Origin of the sequence: Curtobacterium sp. VKM Ac-2852 (genome assembly GCF_013205045.1) — a bacterium.
GTDB lineage: Bacteria > Actinomycetota > Actinomycetes > Actinomycetales > Microbacteriaceae > Curtobacterium > Curtobacterium flaccumfaciens.
This window is the reverse complement of sequence record NZ_JABMLI010000001.1, coordinates 909621-928184: the sequence shown is the minus strand read 5'-3', so window position 1 is coordinate 928184 and position 18564 is coordinate 909621. Positions and strand designations below refer to the sequence as shown.

Sequence of the window (18564 nt, the reverse complement as noted above, 5' to 3'; positions counted from 1 at the left end):
ACTAGAACCCCGGGATGAGACCGACCACGAGGTCGATCAGTTTGATGCCGATGAAGGGGACGACCACGCCGCCCAGCCCGTAGACGAGCAGGTTGCGGCCGAGGATCGACGACGCTGCGGCCGCGCGGTACTTGACGCCACGCAGGGACAGCGGGATGAGCGCCACGATGACGAGCGCGTTGAAGACGACCGCCGACAGGATCGCGGACGACGGGCTGTGCAGCCCCATGATGTTGAGCGCCGCGAGCCCGGGGAACGCCGCCTGGAACATCGCCGGGATGATCGCGAAGTACTTCGCGACGTCGTTGGCGATGGAGAAGGTGGTCAGGGCGCCGCGGGTGATGAGCAGCTGCTTGCCGATGCGGACGACGTCGATGAGCTTGGTCGGGTCGGAGTCGAGGTCGACCATGTTGCCCGCCTCCTTCGCCGCCGTCGTGCCGGTGTTCATCGCGACGCCGACGTCCGCCTGCGCCAGGGCCGGGGCGTCGTTGGTGCCGTCACCGGTCATGGCGACGAGGTTGCCGCCCTCCTGCTCGCGCTTGATGTACGCGAGCTTGTCCTCCGGGGTGGCCTCGGCGAGGAAGTCGTCGACGCCGGCCTCGTGGGCGATGGCGGCCGCGGTGCGCGGGTTGTCGCCCGTGATCATCACCGTGCGGATGCCCATCGACCGGAGCTCGGCGAACCGCGACGCCATGCCGTCCTTGACGACGTCCTTCAGGTGCACGACACCGAGCAGCGTGACCGCGCCCGTCGACGAGCGGCGACCGACGACGAGCGGGGTGCCGCCCTGGTCGGAGATCTCCGCGACGGTCGCATCGATGGCCGAAACGACACCGGCTTCGGTGGTGTCTGCCCAGGCGAGCACTGCCGCGGCAGCGCCCTTCCGGATCTGCGACCCGTCCGGCAGGTCGAGACCGGACATGCGCGTCTGCGCCGTGAACGGCACCTCGACGGCGCCGTCCGGCAGGCCGACGGCGGCGCCGTCCTCGCGCGCCAGGTCGACGATCGAGCGCCCCTCAGGGGTCGAGTCCGCAGCACTCGACAGGGCTGCCGCTTCCATCAGCGAAGCCTCGCTCACGCCGGGCACCGGCACCACGCGGGATGCCCGACGGTTGCCGTAGGTGATCGTGCCGGTCTTGTCGAGCAGCAGCGTCGTGATGTCACCGGCGGCCTCGACCGCGCGGCCCGACATCGCCAGCACGTTGTGCTGCACGAGCCGGTCCATGCCGGCGATGCCGATCGCGGAGAGCAGGGCTCCGATGGTGGTCGGGATGAGGCAGACGAGCAGGGCGATGAGCACCGGCACGCTGACCGTCGCACCGACGAGCCCCGCGATGGGCTGCATCGTCAGGCAGACGATCACGAAGACGATCGACAACGAGGCGAGCAGGATGTTCAGCGCGATCTCGTTCGGCGTCTTCTGCCGTGCCGCACCCTCGACCAGGCGGATCATGCGGTCGATGAAGGTCTCACCCGGCGTCGAGGTGATGCGCACCACGATCCGGTCCGACAGCACCCGGGTACCGCCGGTGACGGCACTGCGGTCACCGCCGGACTCGCGGATGACCGGCGCGGACTCACCTGTGACGGCCGACTCGTCGACCGACGCGATGCCGTCGATGACGTCCCCGTCGCCCGGGATGACCTCGCCGGCGACGACCACGACCACGTCGCCCTTGGCCAGGTCGACGGACGCGACCTCCTCGGTCTGGTTGCCGGTCGCGGCCGCGTCGGTCGTCGCGTACCCGAGCACCCGGCGGGCGCTCGTGGTCGAACGGGTCTTCCGCAGGGTGTCGGCCTGCGCCTTGCCGCGACCCTCGGCCACCGACTCCGCCAGGTTGGCGAAGACGACGGTGAGCCAGAGCCAGACGGCGATGGCGATCGTGAACGCGGACGGCTCGACGACGGCGGCCGCCGTCGTCAGCGCTGCGCCGACCTCGACGATGAACATGACGGGGTTCCGCCACATGAGTCGCGGATCGAGTTTCCGCAGGGCGCCCGGGAGGCCCGCCACCAGTTGGCGGGGTCCGAATGCGGACGAGCGGGTGGCCGGTTCCACGGCGGTGCGTGGTTCCGACTCCGTGGTCACGGGGGTGGTCATGACAGTCCTTCTGCGAGCGGACCCAGTGCGAGCACCGGGAAGTAGGTGAGTGCGGTGACGATGACGGCGACGCCGCCGAGCAGCCCGATGAACAGCGGGCGGTGGGTGGGCAGCGTGCCGGCGGTCTCCGGCACCCGGTCCTGCGCGGCGAGGGACCCGGCGAGCGCCAGGACGAACACCATCGGCACGAAGCGGCCGAGCAGCATCACGACGCCGAGCGAGGAGTTCATCCACGTGGTGTTCGCGGTGAGCCCGCCGAAGGCCGAGCCGTTGTTGTTCGCACCCGAGGTGAAGGCGTAGAGCAGCTCGGTCAGCCCGTGGTTGCCGGGGTTGAAGATCGACGTCCCGAGCACCTGTTCGCGGACCCCGGGGATCACGAGCGAGAGCCCGCTGGCCAGGAGCACGAGCGTCGGCGTGACGAGGATGTACAGCGCCGCGAAGGTCATCTCCTTGGCGCGGATCTTCTTGCCGAGGTACTCCGGGGTGCGACCGACGAGCAGGCCGCCGATGAACACCGTGATGACGGCGAGCACGAGCATGCCGTACAGGCCGGAGCCGACGCCGCCGGGGGTGACCTCGCCGAGCATCATGTTGACGAGCGCCATCATCCCGCCGATCGGGGTGTAGCTGTCGTGCATCGCGTTGACCGCACCGGTGGACGTCGAGGTGGTCGCGGTCGAGAAGAGCGTCGAACCGAGGATGCCGAAGCGGCTCTCCTTGCCCTCCATCGCGGCCCCGGCAGCGTGTGTGGCGACACCGCCGCCGCCGAGCTCGGCGATCGACATGACCGACAGCGACACGAGGAAGATCGCGCCCATCACGGCGAGGATCGCGTACCCCTGGCGGTCGTCGCCGACCAGCCGCCCGAACGTGCGCGGGAGCGAGAACGGGATGACGAGCATCAGGAAGATCTCGACGAGGTTCGTCCACGCCTGCGGGTTCTCGAACGGGTGCGCCGAGTTGGCGTTGAAGTAGCCGCCACCGTTCGTGCCGAGTTCCTTGATCGCCTCCTGCGAGGCGACGAACCCGTCGGGGATGTGCTGCGTGCCACCGATGAGCGTGGTGACGTCGGTACCGCTCCCCCACGACTGGACGACCCCACCGGCGACGAGGACGATCGCGAAGACGAACGCGCCGGGCAGCAACAGTCGGCCGAGGCCGCGGACGATGTCCACCCACACGTTGCCGAGCGTGCCGGACTTGCGGCGGGCGAACCCGCGCACCAGGGCCACGGCGACCGAGAGACCGACGGCCGCGGACAGGAAGTTCTGCACCGCGAGGCCGGCCATCTGCACCGTGTAGCCGACGGTGGCCTCGGGCGAGTAGGACTGCCAGTTCGTGTTCGCGACGAACGACGCCGCAGTGTTGAACGCGAGCGAGGGTCCGACGGCGGGCAGTCCGAGGTCGCCGGGCAGGACGACCTGGATGCGCTGCAGCAGGTAGACGAGCAGGAGCCCGGCGACGCTGAACAGCAGCACGCCGCGCAGGTAGACGGGCCAGGACTGCTCGGCATCCGGGTCGACCCCGATCAGCCGGTAGACCCCGCGCTCGACCCGGTTGTGCCGGACGGGCGTGAAGACCTTCGCCATCCAGTCACCGAGCGGGCGGTACGCGACGACGAGCAGCAGGACGAGGGTGGCGACCTGGGCGATGCCTGCCCAGACGTCCGCGGCGCCCACTAGAAGCGCTCCGGACGCACGAGCGCCCAGACGAGGTACACGACTGCGGCGATGCCGAGGACGGCGGCCGCGATGGTGATGCCGATCACAGCCGTTCCACCCCCTTGGCGATCAGTGCCACCACGCCGAACACGGCGAGGACACCGGCGACGACGAACACGTCGAACACGAGGGACTCCAGAAGATCTGCGGTGTCCGCGCCGGGTGACGCGGACGGCACCATGTGTGGTGCCGAGACCGATGCTGGGTCCTGCGCCGCGCCTCCAGGCCGCTCCTAACGGATCCCTGACGCCGCCCTGGCGGACGCATGCACGCTCCTAACGCGCGTGACCGAGGTGGCTCAGTCGGCCGCGGTCGCGAGTCGGGTCGACAGGTCACGGACGGCTCGGCGCAGCGCGTCCGGCCCCTCGACCCGGATCGGCACGGCCAGCCCGGCGACGACTCCGGCGAGGCCGTCCCACGACCACGATCCGAGGGTGACGCTGACCCGGTCGTCCTCGAGCTGCTCGACCAGGGCGTCCTCGGGCAGGTACGGCGCGATCCGCCGCGCATCGTCCGCCGTCGTGGTCACCGACCCGGTGCACGGCCACACGTCGTCGACCGCCGACCCCTTGAACCGCGCGGACACGAACGCGGCCGCGTCGCCACCGGGGATCGGTCGCGGCGTGAAGGGGACGCGGGTGCGCATCCGGGGCGTGATCCGGTCGATGCGGTGCGTGCGCCAGTCGTCGCGGTCGACATCCCGGTCGAGCAGGTACCAACGACCTTTCCGGGCGACGACGGCGTGCGGTTCCACCCGGTGCGGAGTCTCGTCGTCGCCGTACCCGAAACGGAACACCTCCTGCAGGTGGACGGCCTCGCTCACAGCCACCAGGACCTCGGGGTCGGTGGTGGTCCGGCTCGTCGCGGTCACGGCCTGCACCGCGTCGACCCGGGACCGCAGCCGCGCGGGCATCACCTGCCGAACGGTCGCGAGGGCACGAGCCGCCGACTCGGCGACGTCCGCCCCCGAGGCCGGCGCCACGGCGAGCGCCAGGGCGATCGCCACCGCCTGGTCGTCGTCGAAGAGCAGCGGGGGCAGGTCGGATCCCGCCTCGAGCCGGTAGCCGCCGGCCGGTCCGCGGAGCGCCTCGACCCGGTACCCGAGCCCGCGGAGCCTATCGACGTCGCGGCGGACGGTGCGGGGACTGACGTCGAGCCGCCCGGCGAGCTCGTCCCCCGGCCAGTCGCGGTGCACCTGGAGCAGGGAGAGCAGCGCGAGCATCCGTGCGGAGGGTCCGGCCATGACGTCCATCTTCGTCCGAGAAGCGGACACGATCTGACCGCATTGCCCGACATCCTCGTCCCATGAGCATCGAGACGACAACCCACCTCAACTTCGACGGCGACGCCCGCGCGGCGCTCGACTTCTACGCATCGGTCTTCGGCGGCGAGGTCACCGCCGCCACCTACGGCCAGATGGGCGCCCTGGACGACCCGGCGTGGGCGGACCGGATCGTGTTCGGTCAGGTCTCCACGGCCGCCGGCTTCCGCGTCATGGCCTTCGACGTCTGGCCCGGACAGCCCTACGACCAGGGATCGAACGCCTTCTACGTGTTCGTGCACGGCGACGACACCGCCCAGATCCAGCGGTACTGGGCCGCGCTGTCCGACGGCGCCGAGATCCGGCAGCCCCTGGAACCCTCGGCCTGGGCACCGTTGGCCGGGCAGCTGCGCGACCGCTTCGGCGTGGTCTGGCAGCTCGACGTCGCCCCGTCTGGCGACTAGTCGGTCCTGACGGTCGCGGTCAGCGCGTCGGCGTCCACGTCGACACGGTGACCGCGGCCGTCACCGTCGCCGGCTCGAACACGGTGTCCGCCGCGACGTGGTGGTGGCTCGGCCCCATGTGCACGACGTCGTGGACGTCCTCTGCCGACAGCTCCATGGTCCACGTCAGGTCCTCGGAGGACCGCAGCGCGAACGACGGCGTCAGGGAGTCGTGCAGCCGGCGCTCCTTCTCCGGGTCCACGCTGATCGTCGCCTCGGCGAGTTCCGCCAGGTGGCCGGCCCGCGGGGTCACCACCGCGAGCACGCCGTCGGCGTGCAGGACGCGGGCGTACTCGGTCTGGTTGCGGGGTGCGAAGACGTCGAGCAGGACGGCGGCAGCGCCGTCGACGACCGGGAGGCGCTCGGTCACGTCCCCGACGACGGCCCCCGCGCGCTCGTGGGCGCGTGCCGCACGCCGGATCGCGACGGCCGACAAGTCCAACGCGACCCCGAGACGTGGACCCGGCCGACTGCCGGCCGGAGCACAAGCGTCCGGCGCGGCCACGGGCCTCCCGTCCGGAACGTGCGCCGCGTCCAGCGCGTGCGCCAGGTAGGTGCCCGGACCGGAACCGACGTCGAGCACGATGCCGGGCGCGGTGGCGTCCGCGACGATCGCGGCGAGCGCCCGCTCGACGGGCGCGTAGTGCCCACGCCCCAGGAACCGCAGCCGCGCGTCCACCATCTCCGGGGTGTCCGCGGTGAGTGCGCGGCGCTTCGCGGGCAGGAGGGTCAGGTGACCCTGCTTCGCCTCGTCGAACCGGTGCCCGTTCGGGCAGCCGACCTGGCCGCCGTCGACGCGGCCGAGGGGCTCGGCGCACACGGGGCAGGCGAGCATCGGCAGCAGGTCGTCACGCACCGGCCCAGCGTACGGGCCTCGGTAGCCTGACCGGATGTCGCTGCAGCAGCTCTTCGGCCTCGACGGCCGCACCGCGCTCGTGACGGGAGGCAGCTCCGGCATCGGCCGAGCGATCGCCACCGCACTCGCCGATGCGGGTGCCCACGTCCTCGTCGCCGCCCGGACGCCCGCGACCATCGACGCCACCGTCGCCGGCATCCGCCAGGCGGGCCGCTCGGCCGACGGCATCGTCGCGGACCTTTCCTCCCGCGCTGGAGCCCACGCACTCGCGGACTCCGTCGGCGACGTGGACGTCCTGGTGAACTCCGCCGGGATCAACCTGCGGCCGCCGATGCCCGAACTCGACGAGGCCACCTGGGACGCCACGATGGCCGTCAACCTCGACGCGCCGTTCGTGCTCGGGCAGCGGCTCGCACCCGGCATGGCGGCCCGCGGGTACGGGCGGATCGTGTCGATCAGTTCGCAGCAGGCCCACCGCCCCTTCGCCGCCAGCGGCGCGTACGGGGTCTCCAAGGCCGGTCTGGAGGCACTGGCCCGGTCCCAGGCAGAGGCCTGGTCCGCGCAGGGGGTCACCTCCAACGTCCTCGTCCCCGGTTTCGTACGCACCCCGCTCAACGAGCGGCTCGGTTCCGACCCGGCGACGGTGGCGGCCCTCGCCGCACGGACGCTGGTCGGCCGGAACGGGCTGGCGTCGGACTTCGCCGCGGCGGCGGTGTTCCTCGCCGGACCCGGGTCGGCCTACGTCACCGGGCAGTCCATCGCGGTGGACGGCGGGTTCTCCGTCCACTGACCCCGAGGCGTGCCGACGGCAGTGTGCTGCGCGGCAGTACGGTCAGGACATGGCAGTCATCGAGCAGGCAACGCTCCGCCCCTCCAAGGCCGAGGCGCTCGCCGCCTGGCTCCCCGACCAGGCGTGGAGCGGCGTCGTCGCGGGATCGCCGCTCCAGGTCGTCGGGCAGTTCCGGTTCGACGACCCCGCTGGCGAGGTCGGCATCGAGGTGCTCCTCGTCCGCACCGACGACGGCCGGGTCCTGCAGGCGCCACTGACCTACCGGGATGCAGCACTGCCCGGCGCCGACGCGTTCCTGGTCACCGAGATGGACCACTCCGTGCTCGGGCGACGGTGGGTGTACGACGCCGTGGGCGATCCGGTCCATGCCGACGTCCTGCGCCGGGCGATCGTCACCGGTCGGCACGAAGCGGAGCTCGAGTTGGCCAACGGTGCCGGACAGCGGCCGAAGGACGCCTGGGCCCGCGGGAGCGGCTCGGCATCCGACTCCCCCACGATCACCTCGGTGCGAGCGACCACTGCGGACGCCCTGACGTCGATCGCAACCGACCACGGCACGATCATCATCGCTCGGGTCGTCGGCACGGCACTGCCCGAGGGCGAGACGCTGGAAGGGACGTGGGTCGACGGCTCCGGGGTGCTCGCCGCCCTGCTGCCCGAACGCGCCTGAGGTACTGGCAGGGCCTGCCTGCACCGGGGACCGGCTGGCAGGATCGAGCGCGTGAAGACACTGGAGTTGCCACAGACAGACCTCACCGCTTCCGACGTCGTCGTCGGACTGATGCGGATCAACGACATGAGCGACGAGGACATCCGTTCGCTCTACAGCGCCTCGCGCGATGCGGGCGTGAACATGTTCGACCACGCCGCGGTGTACGGCGAATGGCACGGCTGCGAGCAGCGGTTCGGCGCGGCGGTCACGCTGTCGCCCGCGGAACGCGCCGAGATCGTGCTGCAGACCAAGGTCGGCATCCGACCGACGCCGAAGGGCGCCTACTTCGACTTCTCGTACGAGCACATCCTCGAGTCCGTGCACGAGTCGCTCGAGGCGCTGCAGACCGAGTACGTCGACGTCCTGCTGCTGCACCGCCCCGACGCCCTGGTCGAGCCGGAAGAGGTCGCGAAGGCCTTCGACGAGCTGCACGCCGCCGGCAAGGTGCACCACTTCGGCGTCTCGAACCACACCCCCGGCCAGGTCGACCTGCTCAAGAAGCACGTCCGCCAGCCGCTCGCGTTCAACCAGGTGCAGCTCAGCATCACGCACGCCAACGTGATCTCGCAGGGTCTGACAGCGAACATGGGTGGCCTCGAGCAGTCAATCGATCGCGACAACGACATCCTCAACTACTCACGCATCAACGACATCACGCTCCAGGCCTGGTCGCCGTTCCAGAAAGGCTTCTTCGACGGCGTCTTCCTGGACGACCGTGAGCAGTACGCCGAGCTGAACGACCTGCTCGAGGAGGTCGCAGCGGCGCACGGTGTCACCCCGACCGGCATCGCGGTCGCGTGGATCACCCGCCACCCCGCGCACTTCCAGGTCGTCCTCGGCACGACGAACCCGCAGCGTGTGCGGGACTCGGCCGCCGGCTCGGACGTCGAGCTGTCGCGCGAGGAGTGGTACCGGATCTTCACCGCGGCCGGACACACCGTTCCCTGAGCGGGAACGCCCCGGTCGGGTCGGGCAGGGTGGGGTCGTGCTCCACGACCTCGCTCTGCCCGTCCGCCTGACCACACGCTCCGGCGAGGTGACGCTGCGGAACGCCACGGAAGCGGACCTCGACGCACTCATGACGCTGTTGTCCGACGACCCGATCAGTGCCGCGCGTGGAGACGTCGCCGCACCGGAGGACCGCCCGCAGTACGCCGAGGCACTCCGGTCGATCGTGGACGACCCGGCGAACGCGCTGCTCGTCGCCGAGGACCCCGACGGGCAGCTCGTCGGGACGCTGCAGCTCACCCGGATCCCCGGCATGGCTCGTCGTGGAGCCACTCGATTGCTCGTCGAGGCGGTGCGGGTCAGCAGTGCTCTACGCTCCGGCGGCATCGGGAGTGCCCTGATGCGCTGGGTGACCGACGTCGCGGCGCCGGCCCTCGGGACCCCGCTCGTGCAGCTCACGTCCGACGCGGCACGGACCGATGCGCACCGGTTCTACGAACGCCTCGGCTTCACCGGCTCGCACGTCGGGTTCAAGTACCGGGTCATCGACCCTTCCGCGCGCTGAGGTTCCTTCCCAGAACGCGTGCGATGCAAGGTGCTTTCGGGCGTACCTGGTCAGAAGTTCCGACCAGGTACGCCCGATTCGACCAGGTACGCCCGATTCGACCAGGCGCGCGCTAGTCGTCGGAGTCGGCGCCAGCAGACCTCGGCGTCGGCACGTTCACGTCGACCGGGGAAACCCCGGCGGGATCGGCCGAGGCGCCACCCACGACGTCGAACGAGATCCCGAGCATCGCCGGGTCCTCGTCGAGCTCGAGCCCGTCCTGACGGACCTGGTCCTCCGGGATCGCACGGCCACCGGACGGGTCCCACGAGTTCGCGATCGACATGCGCACGAGCATGCCCGAGCCGCTTGGCAATCGCCCAAGAAACGCCTGAGGACCCCCGGACCGCTCAGCCGGCGAGGTCGTCCGGGTGCAGCCGCTCACCGGCGTGCGGACGCCGGAACACCGGGCCGCCGCCGGCCTCGTCCTCGTCGTGGTGGCTGACGGGCGAGACGCTCGGGTCGGCGGAGTCGTCGCCGACGTCGGCGCCGCGGTCCTCCTCCATCTCGAGCTCGGACTCGTCACTGCCGTCCACGGGGATGGACCGGCCCTGCTGTTCGGGATCGAACGGTGCGCTCATCGACATGGGGCGAGCATGCTCCCGCTCGGTGAACGCCGGGTCAACGCTGTCCGTCGGCCGCGATGAGTTCGAGCTGCGTCAGCGCCAGGTCGGTGCCGGCGGTGAACCTGAACGACGAACCCCCACCGAGGATCCGGAACACCCGGGTCTGGCCGGCCCACGTGAACTCCGCGCCGTTGACCGCGGTGACGGCGTCGTCGAGGCCGACCTGCCACGAGTACGACCCCGGCGATGCCACCGTCACGGTGTACAGCGAGGCGGCGGCGCACGCCACGTCGAAGCACACGGACTCCCCCGCCGCGAGCGCGGTGACGGTGCGGCCGGTGTCGTCGGTGAGCGCCGAGGCCCCGACGGGCAGGACGTCCACCGGGGCGTCCCGGTAGCCGTGCACGTCGGAGGCCGAGACGGGGCGGGTGTCCGACGCCCATCCCCGCGGTTCGTCGGACAGCGTGAACTCGATCCGCGACGCGGCCACGACCACGCCGTGCGGGATGGTGACCGAGGTCCAGGGCGAGCCGTCGACCGTCACCGACGCCACGTACCCGCCTGCGAAGCCGGCGGCGATCTCGATGACGGTGGGCGATCCTCCAGGCTGCCGCAGCACCGTCCTGCGGACCGACGGCGGCACGAGCACGTAGGTACCGGTCGACGGCGCCAGCGGGTACAGGCCGATGGTCGCGAAGACGTACCAGGCGCTCATCTCCCCGTTGTCCTCGTCGCCGGGGTAGCCCTGGCCGAGGTCGGACCCGACGAACAGGCGCTCGAGCGATTCGCGGACGATGCGGTGCGCGTCGTCGTGCCGTCCGGTGAACATCGGGAAGAAGGGGATGTGGTGCGCGGGCTGGTTCGACAGCCCGAGCATGCCCATCCGGACGTCACGGGCCTCGGTCATCTCATGGATCGGGAAGCCGTAGGAGCCGGAGCGCGCCAGGGCCCCGGTCTCGGGGGTCGCGAAGAACGCGTCGAGAGCGGCGTCGAAGCGCTCCGGCCCGCCGTGCAGGTCGACGATGCCGGCACCGTCGTGCGGCGCCGTGAACGCGGTGCCCCACGCGTTCGTCTCCGTGTAGTCGTCGCCCCAGTCGCGCGGGTCGAACTCGGTGCCGACCCGCCACGAGCCGTCCGGGTCGCGGCCGATGAAGAACCCGCGCTCGGAGTCGAAGACGTGCCGGTACTGCAGCGACCGGCGGGCGAACCACTCGGCCTCGGCCTCGTAGCGGGACAGGTCGGCGGGCGTCCGCGCCCGCGACGCGAGCAGGCCCGCCATGACGGCCAGACCCCAGTCGTTGATGGCCGCGTCCAGGGTCCACGACATCCCCTCGTGGGTCGCCGTGTCGACGTGGCCGCGGAAGGCGCCCGGGAGGCTCCCCTTGCGTCCGACGCGCTCGTCACGCGGCGGGACGGTCGCGTTCCGCACCCCGCTCCGGTACGCCTCGGCCAGGTCGAAGCCGCGCACGCCCTTCACGGCCAGGTCGGCGAAGACGGTGTCGCTCGTGGTGCCGGTCATGCAGTCCTCGGCACCGGGGGCACTCCAGCGGGGCGTCCACCCACCGTCGTGGTGGTGCTCGACGAAGCCCTGCGCGAGTTCGCCCGCGGTCTCGGGGGTCAGGAGTCCGAGGAGCGGCCAGGCCGTGCGGTAGGTGTCCCAGAAGCCGTTCGTGGTGGTGAACGGTCCCTCGACGATCTCCGGCCCGGGCTCGTCGCGGATCGGGTCCGCCAGCACGTCGCCGTACGGGGAGCGGTGCCGCGGGGTGCCGGTCAGGGCGGTCTCCCCGGCACGGTTCGGGTAGAGGAACAGCCGGTACAGGCCGGAGTACAGGCTCGTAAGCTGGTCGGGGCTCGCGCCGTCGAAGGACAGCGTCGCGAGCTTCTCGGTCCACAGCGCCTCGGCACGGGAGCACATGGCGTCGAACGAGCCGGCGTCGTCGAGGTTCGCGCGGGCGTCCTCGATCGAGACGGTCGAGATGCCGAGGAGGACGTCGACCGGGCCGTCGATGCCCCCGGGTTCCCCCACGGACAGCCAGCCGCGCAGCTCCTGCTCGCCGATCGTCGTGTGGTCGGCGGTGACCCCGGCGACCCGCAGGTGCACGTGGTGCGGCGGGGTGCCGGGGCGGTCGTCGAGGACGGCCTCGACCACGGCGGTGCCGTCGGTGATCGTCACGGAGACGTCGGACACCCGGCCGTGGTGGTCGAGCACGACGCTGCGGGTGCCGGTGAACCGGAACCCGAGGGCGAACTCCCCCGCGGTCAGCTCTGCCGTCACACCGTGCTCGAGGGCGACCCGGTAGCGGTGCGGGCCGTCCTGCTCGTCCTCGTGGTCGAACCCGAGCGCGCGGGCGGACCGGTCGACGTCGGGGGTGTCGAGTGGCGACGGCATCACCTGGAACACCCCGCGGTCGCCCATCCACGGCGACGGGATGTGACTCGTCGCGAAGGCCTGGATCGCCGGGCGGAGCCGCCCCTGGTCGTCGAGCCGGTCGTGCTCCTGGTACGCGTACGGCCAGCGGTTGCTCGAGGCGTCCGTCATCGGCAGGCCGAACACCCCGCCGTGCGGGACACCGATCAGCGGGGCGTTGTTGCCGCGGGAGAACCGGGAGGATGCCTGGGTACCCCGGGTCGTCCGGACGTGGCCGAGCGGGGTCGTCGGGGTCGGACGCGCGGGACCGATCCGGACGGCGTCGAGCCAGCCGCGCAGTGCGGGACGCTCACCGTCGGCGGCCGCAGCCGGTGCGTCGGAGCCGAGCCGGGCCTCCAGGCGGTCGACGACCAGCCCCGCGAACGGCGTGAGGTCGACCGCGCGACGGTTCCACTGGTCCACCCACTGCTTGCGGGCCGCGTCCTGCGCGTCCGGGGTGACCGCGTCGCCGTACTGGTCGCGGACCCCGGCGTGGTCCCGCAGCCGCGAGCCGTCGGTGAAGACGACGTCGACGGCGAAGGCCGTGGCGTCCCAGAAGTGCGGCAGGTCTGCTTCCGTCGGTTCCGACGCCCCGTCGGGCAGGGTCCGCTCGGGGAACCAGACCCAGGAGAGCTCGTCGCCGGTGGCGATGGTGCGTCCGGTGAAGCCGGGGACGATCGCCTCGGCCACCGACCCGCCCGCTGGTCGTTCGACGAGCCAGCCCTCCGCGGAACCGAACCCGACACCGTTCCGAGCGGCCACGGCCGTCGTCGGACCACCGCTCCGTTGCAGTTCTCGCACGGGGCGAGCCTATTTGCTCCAGGGACTGGACGAAAACCCGGCGTGTCAGTCCTTGTTCTGCCCGGGGGCACTGCCGGACTTGCCGGGAGCGGTGTCCGACGTGGTGTCGACCGCGCCGGTGTCGGCGGCGCCCGTGCCGTCCTGCGGCTCCTGCACGGGGTTCGAGGCCGGGGTGCTCGGCTCCGGGCCGACGGGCGGGTCCTGCGTGGGCTGCTCCGGCTGGGTCGGTTCGCTCGGCTGCTCGCTGGGTTCCTCGGCGGGCTGCGACGGCTGCTGCTCCTGTGAGGGCTGCTGCTCGGCCGGTTCGCTCGGCTGCTGTTCCTCGCCCGGGTCCTCGGACGGCTGCTGCTCGGTCGGCGCGGTCGACGTGGTGTCCGTCGGGGCCGGGGTGCCGTCGTCGTCGCCGTTGAGGGCGAACACCGCGACCCCGATGCCGATGACCACCAGGACGATCACGATGATCGCGGCGATGAGTGGTCCGCGCTTCTTCTTCTCCGGCTGGTCCTCCGGCTGGTCGTCCCGGACCGGGCGGGGCGTGACCGGTGGCGGGGTCGGCCCGCTCGGGTCCGATGCGCCGCGGTCGGCCGCCTGGGCGCCGAGGACGGTCGTCGAGACGTCGTCGGCGGGGTTCGGGCGCTGGGTGTCGAGGACGCGGGTGGCGTCGTCGCCCGGACGCGCGCCGCCGTTCGGCAGTTCGCTCGCCGGCATCGCCTGCGTCCGGTCGTCGGCGTTCGCCGCTGCGGCGGCACCGGCGCCGACCGCGGCCCCCGCAGCGCCGGCAGCCGCGGCCGTCACCGCACCGGGCGCGCCGGGCAGCAGCTGCGTCGCGTTCGTCGGCTCGTCGCGGCCCAGCGCGCGCAGGCGCTCGGCGGCCTCGGCTGCCGTCGGTCGCTCCGCCGGGTCCTGCGCCGTCATCACGTGCAGCAGGGTGCGCCAGGCCGTGGGCAGCTGCCGGTCGATCTCGGGCGAACGGGTCAGCCGGGCGGTGGCCGACTCGACCGCACTGCCCGGGAACGGCTGACGGCCGGTCATGCACTCGAGCAGCACGAGGCCGAGCGAGTAGACGTCGGCCTTGCCGGTGATCTCCTTCGCCAGGACCTGCTCCGGGGCCAGGTACGCGGCCGTCCCCATCACGGTCCCCGTCCCCGTCACCCGTGAGGCGTCGCGGAGCAGGGCGATCCCGAAGTCGGCGAGCTTGACGTGCCGGCCGTCGCTCTCGAGCAGGACGTTCGCGGGCTTCACGTCACGGTGGACGATCCCCTGCGCGTGCACGGCGGCCAGGCCGTCGGCGACCTGCGCGCCCAGGCGGGCGGCGGTCGCGGGGTCGAGCGGGCCCTCGCGCAGACGGGTCGCCAGGTCACTGCCCGGCACGAGTTCCATGACGAGGTACGAGTCGCCGTCGACGTCGTCGAGTGCAGCGTCGTAGAGCGTGACGAGCTCGGGGGCCCGCAGCGTCGCGAGGGTCTGGATCTCCGCCTCGGCGCGGGCGCGCTCACCGCGGTCGACGGGGCCGATGCGGAACACCTTGACCGCGACCTCGCGGCCGAGTTGCTCGTCGACCGCCCGGTACACGGACGCCATGCCACCGTGTCCGAGCGTGCCCGTGACGCGGTACCTGCCGCCGAAGACCCGTTCTTCCATGCCCGGCAACCTACCGGTCGCGGCTGACGGCGCTCTGCCGTTCGGGGCGCCCGGCGACTTCGTGAGCAGAAGATGTCGGGTGCGAGCGAGCGACCCGACGTCTTCTGCTCACGAAGTGATGCGGTCGACGTCCGGCGCGGGCTCGGCACCGTGGTGGAGCGCCGTCAGGTACAACCGGTGCGCCGTGATCACGAGGGCGAGCCACGCGAGTCCGAGCGCCCACGCCGCCAGGACGTCGGTCAGCCAGTGGTGCCCGAGGAACACCCGCGACGCCCCGACCGACAGCACGAACAGGGTGCCCACGACGATCGTCCACACCCGGGTGACGACCCGCGACTGCCGCAGGAGCAGCAGGTACACGATGGTGCCCACGATCACCGTGGAGTTGAGCGTGTGGCCCGACGGGAACGACGGCGACGTCTCGTACGGCGGCACCGCGTCGGTCAGCGGCGGACGGGCGCGACCGATCAGGTCCTTGCCCGCGATCGTCATGAGCAGCGAACCACCGCTCGCGGCGACCAGGAGCACCAGTGGCGTCCACGCACGGCGCTGGATCGTGAAGCCGACCAGGAACCCGAGCGCGACGATCGGCATCCCGATCGTGCCGGCGATGTCGGTCCACCAGGTGACGAGCGTGTCCGCCGTGGGTGATCGGAGTGTGAGCGCCCAGTCGAGGACGGGTCGGTCGAGCACCGCGACGTCGTCGGCTTCACGGACGGCGTCGTAGACCTCGGAGGCGATCCACGTGGCGAGGACGGCGACGCCCAGGCCGATGGCGAGGGTCAGCAGCAGGACGGGCATGGCGCCGAAGCGCTTGCCGAGCGCGGTCCACGCACCGGCGACGCTGCGGCCGGCACGGGAGCGCCAACGGGTCAGGTCGACTTCGCCGACGGTGCGGTCGGCGGCGTCCCCGTGTTCGGTGTGCATCCGTCCACACTGCCCGAAGCCGCCGGGAGCCGCCCCGGCCGCCTCAGTCCTTCGCCTCCGAGTACGCCCCGACCACTCCGACCGACAGCGGGAACGTCACCGGGAAGTCCTGGAACAACAGCCGTCCGGCATCGACAGCGGCCTCCCGGACCTGCTCTGCCACCCACTCCGCGTGCTCCGCCGGGGCGTGCACCACGATCTCGTCGTGCACGAAGAACACCAGGTGCGGCCCGTCCGTCACGGCTCCGGGGAACCGCGCGAGCAACCGCGAGCGCAGGGATCCCATCCACGCGAGCGCCCACTCGGCCGCGGTCCCCTGCACCACGAAGTTCCGGGTGAACCGGCCCCAGCTCCGGGCGCGGGACTCGACGGCACGCTGCATCGCCGGGGTCCCCTCGACCGTGTACGCCTGGTTCCGGGCCTCGAACCACGAGTCCTCGGGCACCGGTGACGTCCGGCCGAGCAGCGTCGTCACCGGCTCGCCGCGCTCCCCCGCACGCGCGGCCCGTTCCACCATGTCGAGCGCCTGCGGGAACGCCCGGACCAGGCGTGGCACGAGCCGACCGCCCTCGCCCTGGGTCGCCCCGTACATCGCACCGAGCATCGCCACCTTGGCCTGCTGCCGGGTCTCGACCGCCCCCGACGCCACCACGCCGTCGTACAGGTCGCGCCCGTCGCCGGCCGCGGCCATCGCCCGGTCGCCGGACATCGCGGCGAGCACCCGGGGCTCCAGCTGCGCGGCGTCCGCCACGACGAGCTTCCACCCGGGGTCGGCGATGACCGCGCCGCGGATGCCCTTCGGCAACTGCATCGCTCCCCCGCCGTCGGCCGCCCAGCGCCCGGTGACGACACCACCGACGACGTACTTCGGGTGGAACCGTCCGTCGCGGATCCAGTCGTCGAGCCAGGTCCAGCCGTTGGCGGTGAGCAGTCGCGCCAGGCGCTTGTACTCGAGCAGCGGCTCGATGACGGGGTGCTCGATCTCCTGCAGCTCCCACTTCCGCGTGCTCGTGACCATCAGGCCGGCCCGGCGCAGCGACTTCAGGACGTCGGCGGGTGAGTCCGGGTTGAGCCCGGGGTCGTCGAGGCGCTCGCGCACGACGGCGGCGATCTCCTCGAGGCGTCGCGGTCGCACCCCGTAGGGCACGCGCGGCCCGAGGGCGTCCTCGAGCAGCCGCTCGTGCACGTCGGCACGCCACGGCAGCCCGGCGTGCAGCATCTCGGCCGCCACGAGCGCACCGGCCGACTCCGCGGTGAGCAGCAGGCGGAGCGCACCCGGAGCGCTCGACCCCGCCACCGCGGCGAGCTGCGCCCGGAACTCCGCCACTGGATCGACCTCGTCGTCGGGCGCAGCGGCGGTGAACAGGGCGTCGTCGAAGAGCTGGGCCTGCGTCGGCCGGACCACGCGGGGTTCCGCGACCGGGGCGTCCAGGGCGTCGGCCGGCCGAGCGGCGAGCGCGGATCCCCGTGCCGCGAGCGCAGCCCGCAGGACACGACGACCGAGGCGCAGGTCGACGCAGCGTCCGACTCGCCCGTCAGCGGCGAGCACGGCCGGGTACCAGCGGGCGGTGTCGTCCCACACCCAGCGCACGCCCGGTGCGTCGTGGGCTGCGACGAAGGCCGGGAGGCCCGGCTCGTCCAGGCGGATCGGCTCACCTCCGGCGGTCCCCGCGTCGGTCAGGGGCGTCGCGAGGACGCCGCCGTCGACGCGGCGGAGGACGAGGTGCACGACACGATCATGCCGTGCCCCACCGACCCCGGCGGACCAGGGCCGGAACGGGTGTCACTCGCCGGGTCGGACCGCCGCGGTGTCGGCGACGTCGATGCGGACGTCGCCGTCCTCGGCACGGGAGACCTCGACCCGCGGGTCGGCGTCGTGCTCGTCGGATCCGGACATGCGGCGGAACGTGTCCTGTCGGCGTTCCTCGAACGTCATGTCGACGCCGTCGTCGAGGTGGTCGTGGTCGGGCTTCGTCATGCCGTGCACGGTACGCGGCCGCGGCTGCGGGCGGTCACGCGACCGGTGCCGTGCCGGTCCGCTCGGTCCAGTGCCCACCGCTCGCCCACCGGTCGAGCACGGCCGCGCGCAACCGACCGGACGGCGCCGCGGACCGTGCGGCGGCAAACGGCACCCCGAAGACGAACTTCGCGACGCTGGCGTCCCCCTCGGTCGCATCGTGCTCCCCCGGCGGGACGAGACGGAAGCGCCGGGCGAAGCGCACGAGGTTGGCATCGGGACCGAGCGCGGCCGGCAGGCCCGGATCGAGCATCCAGGAGCGGCACTGCCACCGGTCCGCAGCGAGCTGCGGCGCGAGGCCGCGCAGGACCTCGGGTGCGCGGGCGAACGAGCGGTCGCAGGCCACCGGGTCGAGCGGCCCGGTCTCCGGCACGTGCACACCCCAGGCCGGCGTGCCGTCCGCCAGGTGGTCGCCGAGTTCGAACTGGAGGCGCCCCACGGCCACCACACGCCCGGTCACCACGGCGACGAGCCACTCCACCCCGGTGCCGTGCAGCCCGTAGCGCGCGAGCTTGCGGTCGACGTCGGCGACGGATGCCTCGGCGAGCGCGCGCGGGAGCCCACGCTCCGCGAGGGCGTCGGCGCTGTCCGGCACCGCAGCGCGGAGCGCCGCCGCCAGCAGCGCGTCCCGCTCGGCGGACCCGGCGTCGGCGACGGTGGCGGCCAGTGCGGCCGCCACCGTCGCGGAGTCGTCCGGTGACCCCACGGC

The 18564-nt window shown here is 72.4% G+C and carries 19 protein-coding genes; 5 read left to right on the top strand and 14 right to left on the bottom strand.

The window, feature by feature from the left end:
- Window position 1: 1 nt before the first annotated feature.
- The 5 genes from kdpB to HQQ79_RS04565 form a co-directional block, all read right to left on the bottom strand.
- Complete coding sequence (kdpB, locus tag HQQ79_RS04585) at window positions 2-2101, bottom strand: potassium-transporting ATPase subunit KdpB (RefSeq protein ID WP_173032678.1); 2100 nt, start codon at window positions 2099-2101, stop codon at window positions 2-4.
- Window positions 2098-3780, bottom strand: coding sequence for a potassium-transporting ATPase subunit KdpA (kdpA, locus tag HQQ79_RS04580; RefSeq protein WP_173032676.1), 1683 nt, complete (start codon window positions 3778-3780; stop codon window positions 2098-2100). The genes kdpB and kdpA overlap by 4 nt, the downstream gene beginning before the upstream one ends.
- Window positions 3780-3869: a potassium-transporting ATPase subunit F gene (locus tag HQQ79_RS19100; RefSeq protein WP_017887940.1), complete on the bottom strand. Its 90-nt coding sequence runs from the start codon at window positions 3867-3869 to the stop codon at window positions 3780-3782. Before HQQ79_RS19100 ends, kdpA begins: the two co-directional genes overlap by 1 nt.
- Window positions 3866-4003 (bottom strand): hypothetical protein, encoded by a 138-nt coding sequence (locus HQQ79_RS04570; RefSeq protein WP_155896901.1) that lies wholly within the window; start codon window positions 4001-4003, stop codon window positions 3866-3868. Before HQQ79_RS04570 ends, HQQ79_RS19100 begins: the two co-directional genes overlap by 4 nt.
- A 117-nt stretch (window positions 4004-4120) precedes the next feature.
- The gene (locus HQQ79_RS04565) at window positions 4121-5065 is read right to left on the bottom strand and encodes a YafY family protein (RefSeq protein WP_173032674.1); all 945 of its coding nucleotides are present in this window, start codon (window positions 5063-5065) and stop codon (window positions 4121-4123) included.
- Window positions 5066-5127: 62 nt separating this feature from the next.
- Here HQQ79_RS04565 and HQQ79_RS04560 point away from each other — a divergent pair, with 62 nt between their 5' ends.
- A complete protein-coding gene (locus HQQ79_RS04560; protein WP_173032672.1) occupies window positions 5128-5547 on the top strand; it encodes a VOC family protein in 420 nt (139 codons plus the stop codon).
- A gap of 19 nt (window positions 5548-5566) precedes the next feature.
- Here HQQ79_RS04560 and HQQ79_RS04555 read toward each other — a convergent pair whose 3' ends face one another.
- Window positions 5567-6442, bottom strand: a complete 876-nt coding sequence (locus HQQ79_RS04555) for a putative RNA methyltransferase (RefSeq protein WP_173032670.1) — start codon at window positions 6440-6442, stop codon at window positions 5567-5569.
- Between the two features lie 34 nt (window positions 6443-6476).
- On the opposite strand from HQQ79_RS04555, the gene HQQ79_RS04550 reads away from it, so the two are divergent.
- The 4 genes from HQQ79_RS04550 to HQQ79_RS04535 are packed head-to-tail and all read left to right on the top strand — an operon-like array spanning window position 6477 to window position 9457.
- Entirely contained in the window at window positions 6477-7232 is a 756-nt protein-coding gene (locus HQQ79_RS04550) for an SDR family NAD(P)-dependent oxidoreductase (protein WP_173032669.1), read from the top strand.
- Window positions 7233-7281: 49 nt separating this feature from the next.
- Window positions 7282-7902 carry a hypothetical protein gene (locus HQQ79_RS04545; protein WP_173032667.1) on the top strand — a complete coding sequence of 207 codons (621 nt, stop codon included), beginning with the start codon at window positions 7282-7284 and terminating at the stop codon, window positions 7900-7902.
- Between the two features lie 51 nt (window positions 7903-7953).
- The gene (locus HQQ79_RS04540; protein ID WP_173032665.1) at window positions 7954-8892 is read left to right on the top strand and encodes an aldo/keto reductase; all 939 of its coding nucleotides are present in this window, start codon (window positions 7954-7956) and stop codon (window positions 8890-8892) included.
- A gap of 37 nt (window positions 8893-8929) precedes the next feature.
- Window positions 8930-9457, top strand: a complete 528-nt coding sequence (locus HQQ79_RS04535) for a GNAT family N-acetyltransferase (protein WP_173032663.1) — start codon at window positions 8930-8932, stop codon at window positions 9455-9457.
- A 112-nt stretch (window positions 9458-9569) separates the two neighbouring features.
- On the opposite strand, the gene HQQ79_RS04530 is transcribed toward HQQ79_RS04535, so the two are convergent.
- The 8 genes from HQQ79_RS04530 to HQQ79_RS18565 form a co-directional block, all read right to left on the bottom strand.
- Complete coding sequence (locus tag HQQ79_RS04530; protein ID WP_138802103.1) at window positions 9570-9782, bottom strand: hypothetical protein; 213 nt, start codon at window positions 9780-9782, stop codon at window positions 9570-9572.
- A gap of 64 nt (window positions 9783-9846) precedes the next feature.
- Window positions 9847-10083, bottom strand: coding sequence for a hypothetical protein (locus HQQ79_RS04525; RefSeq protein WP_173032661.1), 237 nt, complete (start codon window positions 10081-10083; stop codon window positions 9847-9849).
- A gap of 34 nt (window positions 10084-10117) precedes the next feature.
- Window positions 10118-13270 carry a GH92 family glycosyl hydrolase gene (locus tag HQQ79_RS04520; RefSeq protein ID WP_367948056.1) on the bottom strand — a complete coding sequence of 1051 codons (3153 nt, stop codon included), beginning with the start codon at window positions 13268-13270 and terminating at the stop codon, window positions 10118-10120.
- A gap of 45 nt (window positions 13271-13315) precedes the next feature.
- The gene (locus tag HQQ79_RS04515) at window positions 13316-14911 is read right to left on the bottom strand and encodes a serine/threonine-protein kinase (protein WP_173032659.1); all 1596 of its coding nucleotides are present in this window, start codon (window positions 14909-14911) and stop codon (window positions 13316-13318) included.
- A gap of 108 nt (window positions 14912-15019) precedes the next feature.
- The gene (locus tag HQQ79_RS04510) at window positions 15020-15838 is read right to left on the bottom strand and encodes a phosphatase PAP2 family protein (RefSeq protein WP_173032657.1); all 819 of its coding nucleotides are present in this window, start codon (window positions 15836-15838) and stop codon (window positions 15020-15022) included.
- Between the two features lie 43 nt (window positions 15839-15881).
- A complete protein-coding gene (locus tag HQQ79_RS04505; RefSeq protein WP_173032655.1) occupies window positions 15882-17567 on the bottom strand; it encodes a bifunctional 3'-5' exonuclease/DNA polymerase in 1686 nt (561 codons plus the stop codon).
- A gap of 54 nt (window positions 17568-17621) precedes the next feature.
- Window positions 17622-17816: a hypothetical protein gene (locus HQQ79_RS04500; RefSeq protein ID WP_017887924.1), complete on the bottom strand. Its 195-nt coding sequence runs from the start codon at window positions 17814-17816 to the stop codon at window positions 17622-17624.
- A 34-nt stretch (window positions 17817-17850) separates the two neighbouring features.
- Window positions 17851-18561, bottom strand: a complete 711-nt coding sequence (locus HQQ79_RS18565) for a hypothetical protein (protein WP_173032653.1) — start codon at window positions 18559-18561, stop codon at window positions 17851-17853.
- Window positions 18562-18564: the final 3 nt, after the last annotated feature.

What these genes read in the sequence shown, in the direction of transcription:
- kdpB (WP_173032678.1), bottom strand. Translation starts at nt 2,101, where the DNA reads ATGACCACCCCCGTGACCACGGAGTCGGAACCACGCACCGCCGTGGAA.
- HQQ79_RS04570 (WP_155896901.1), bottom strand. Translation starts at nt 4,003, where the DNA reads ATGGTGCCGTCCGCGTCACCCGGCGCGGACACCGCAGATCTTCTGGAG.
- HQQ79_RS04565 (WP_173032674.1), bottom strand. Translation starts at nt 5,065, where the DNA reads ATGGCCGGACCCTCCGCACGGATGCTCGCGCTGCTCTCCCTGCTCCAG.
- HQQ79_RS04560 (WP_173032672.1), top strand. Translation starts at nt 5,128, where the DNA reads ATGAGCATCGAGACGACAACCCACCTCAACTTCGACGGCGACGCCCGC.
- HQQ79_RS04550 (WP_173032669.1), top strand. Translation starts at nt 6,477, where the DNA reads ATGTCGCTGCAGCAGCTCTTCGGCCTCGACGGCCGCACCGCGCTCGTG.
- HQQ79_RS04545 (WP_173032667.1), top strand. Translation starts at nt 7,282, where the DNA reads ATGGCAGTCATCGAGCAGGCAACGCTCCGCCCCTCCAAGGCCGAGGCG.
- HQQ79_RS04530 (WP_138802103.1), bottom strand. Translation starts at nt 9,782, where the DNA reads ATGTCGATCGCGAACTCGTGGGACCCGTCCGGTGGCCGTGCGATCCCG.
- HQQ79_RS04525 (WP_173032661.1), bottom strand. Translation starts at nt 10,083, where the DNA reads ATGTCGATGAGCGCACCGTTCGATCCCGAACAGCAGGGCCGGTCCATC.
- HQQ79_RS04515 (WP_173032659.1), bottom strand. Translation starts at nt 14,911, where the DNA reads ATGGAAGAACGGGTCTTCGGCGGCAGGTACCGCGTCACGGGCACGCTC.
- HQQ79_RS04510 (WP_173032657.1), bottom strand. Translation starts at nt 15,838, where the DNA reads ATGCACACCGAACACGGGGACGCCGCCGACCGCACCGTCGGCGAAGTC.
- HQQ79_RS04500 (WP_017887924.1), bottom strand. Translation starts at nt 17,816, where the DNA reads ATGACGAAGCCCGACCACGACCACCTCGACGACGGCGTCGACATGACG.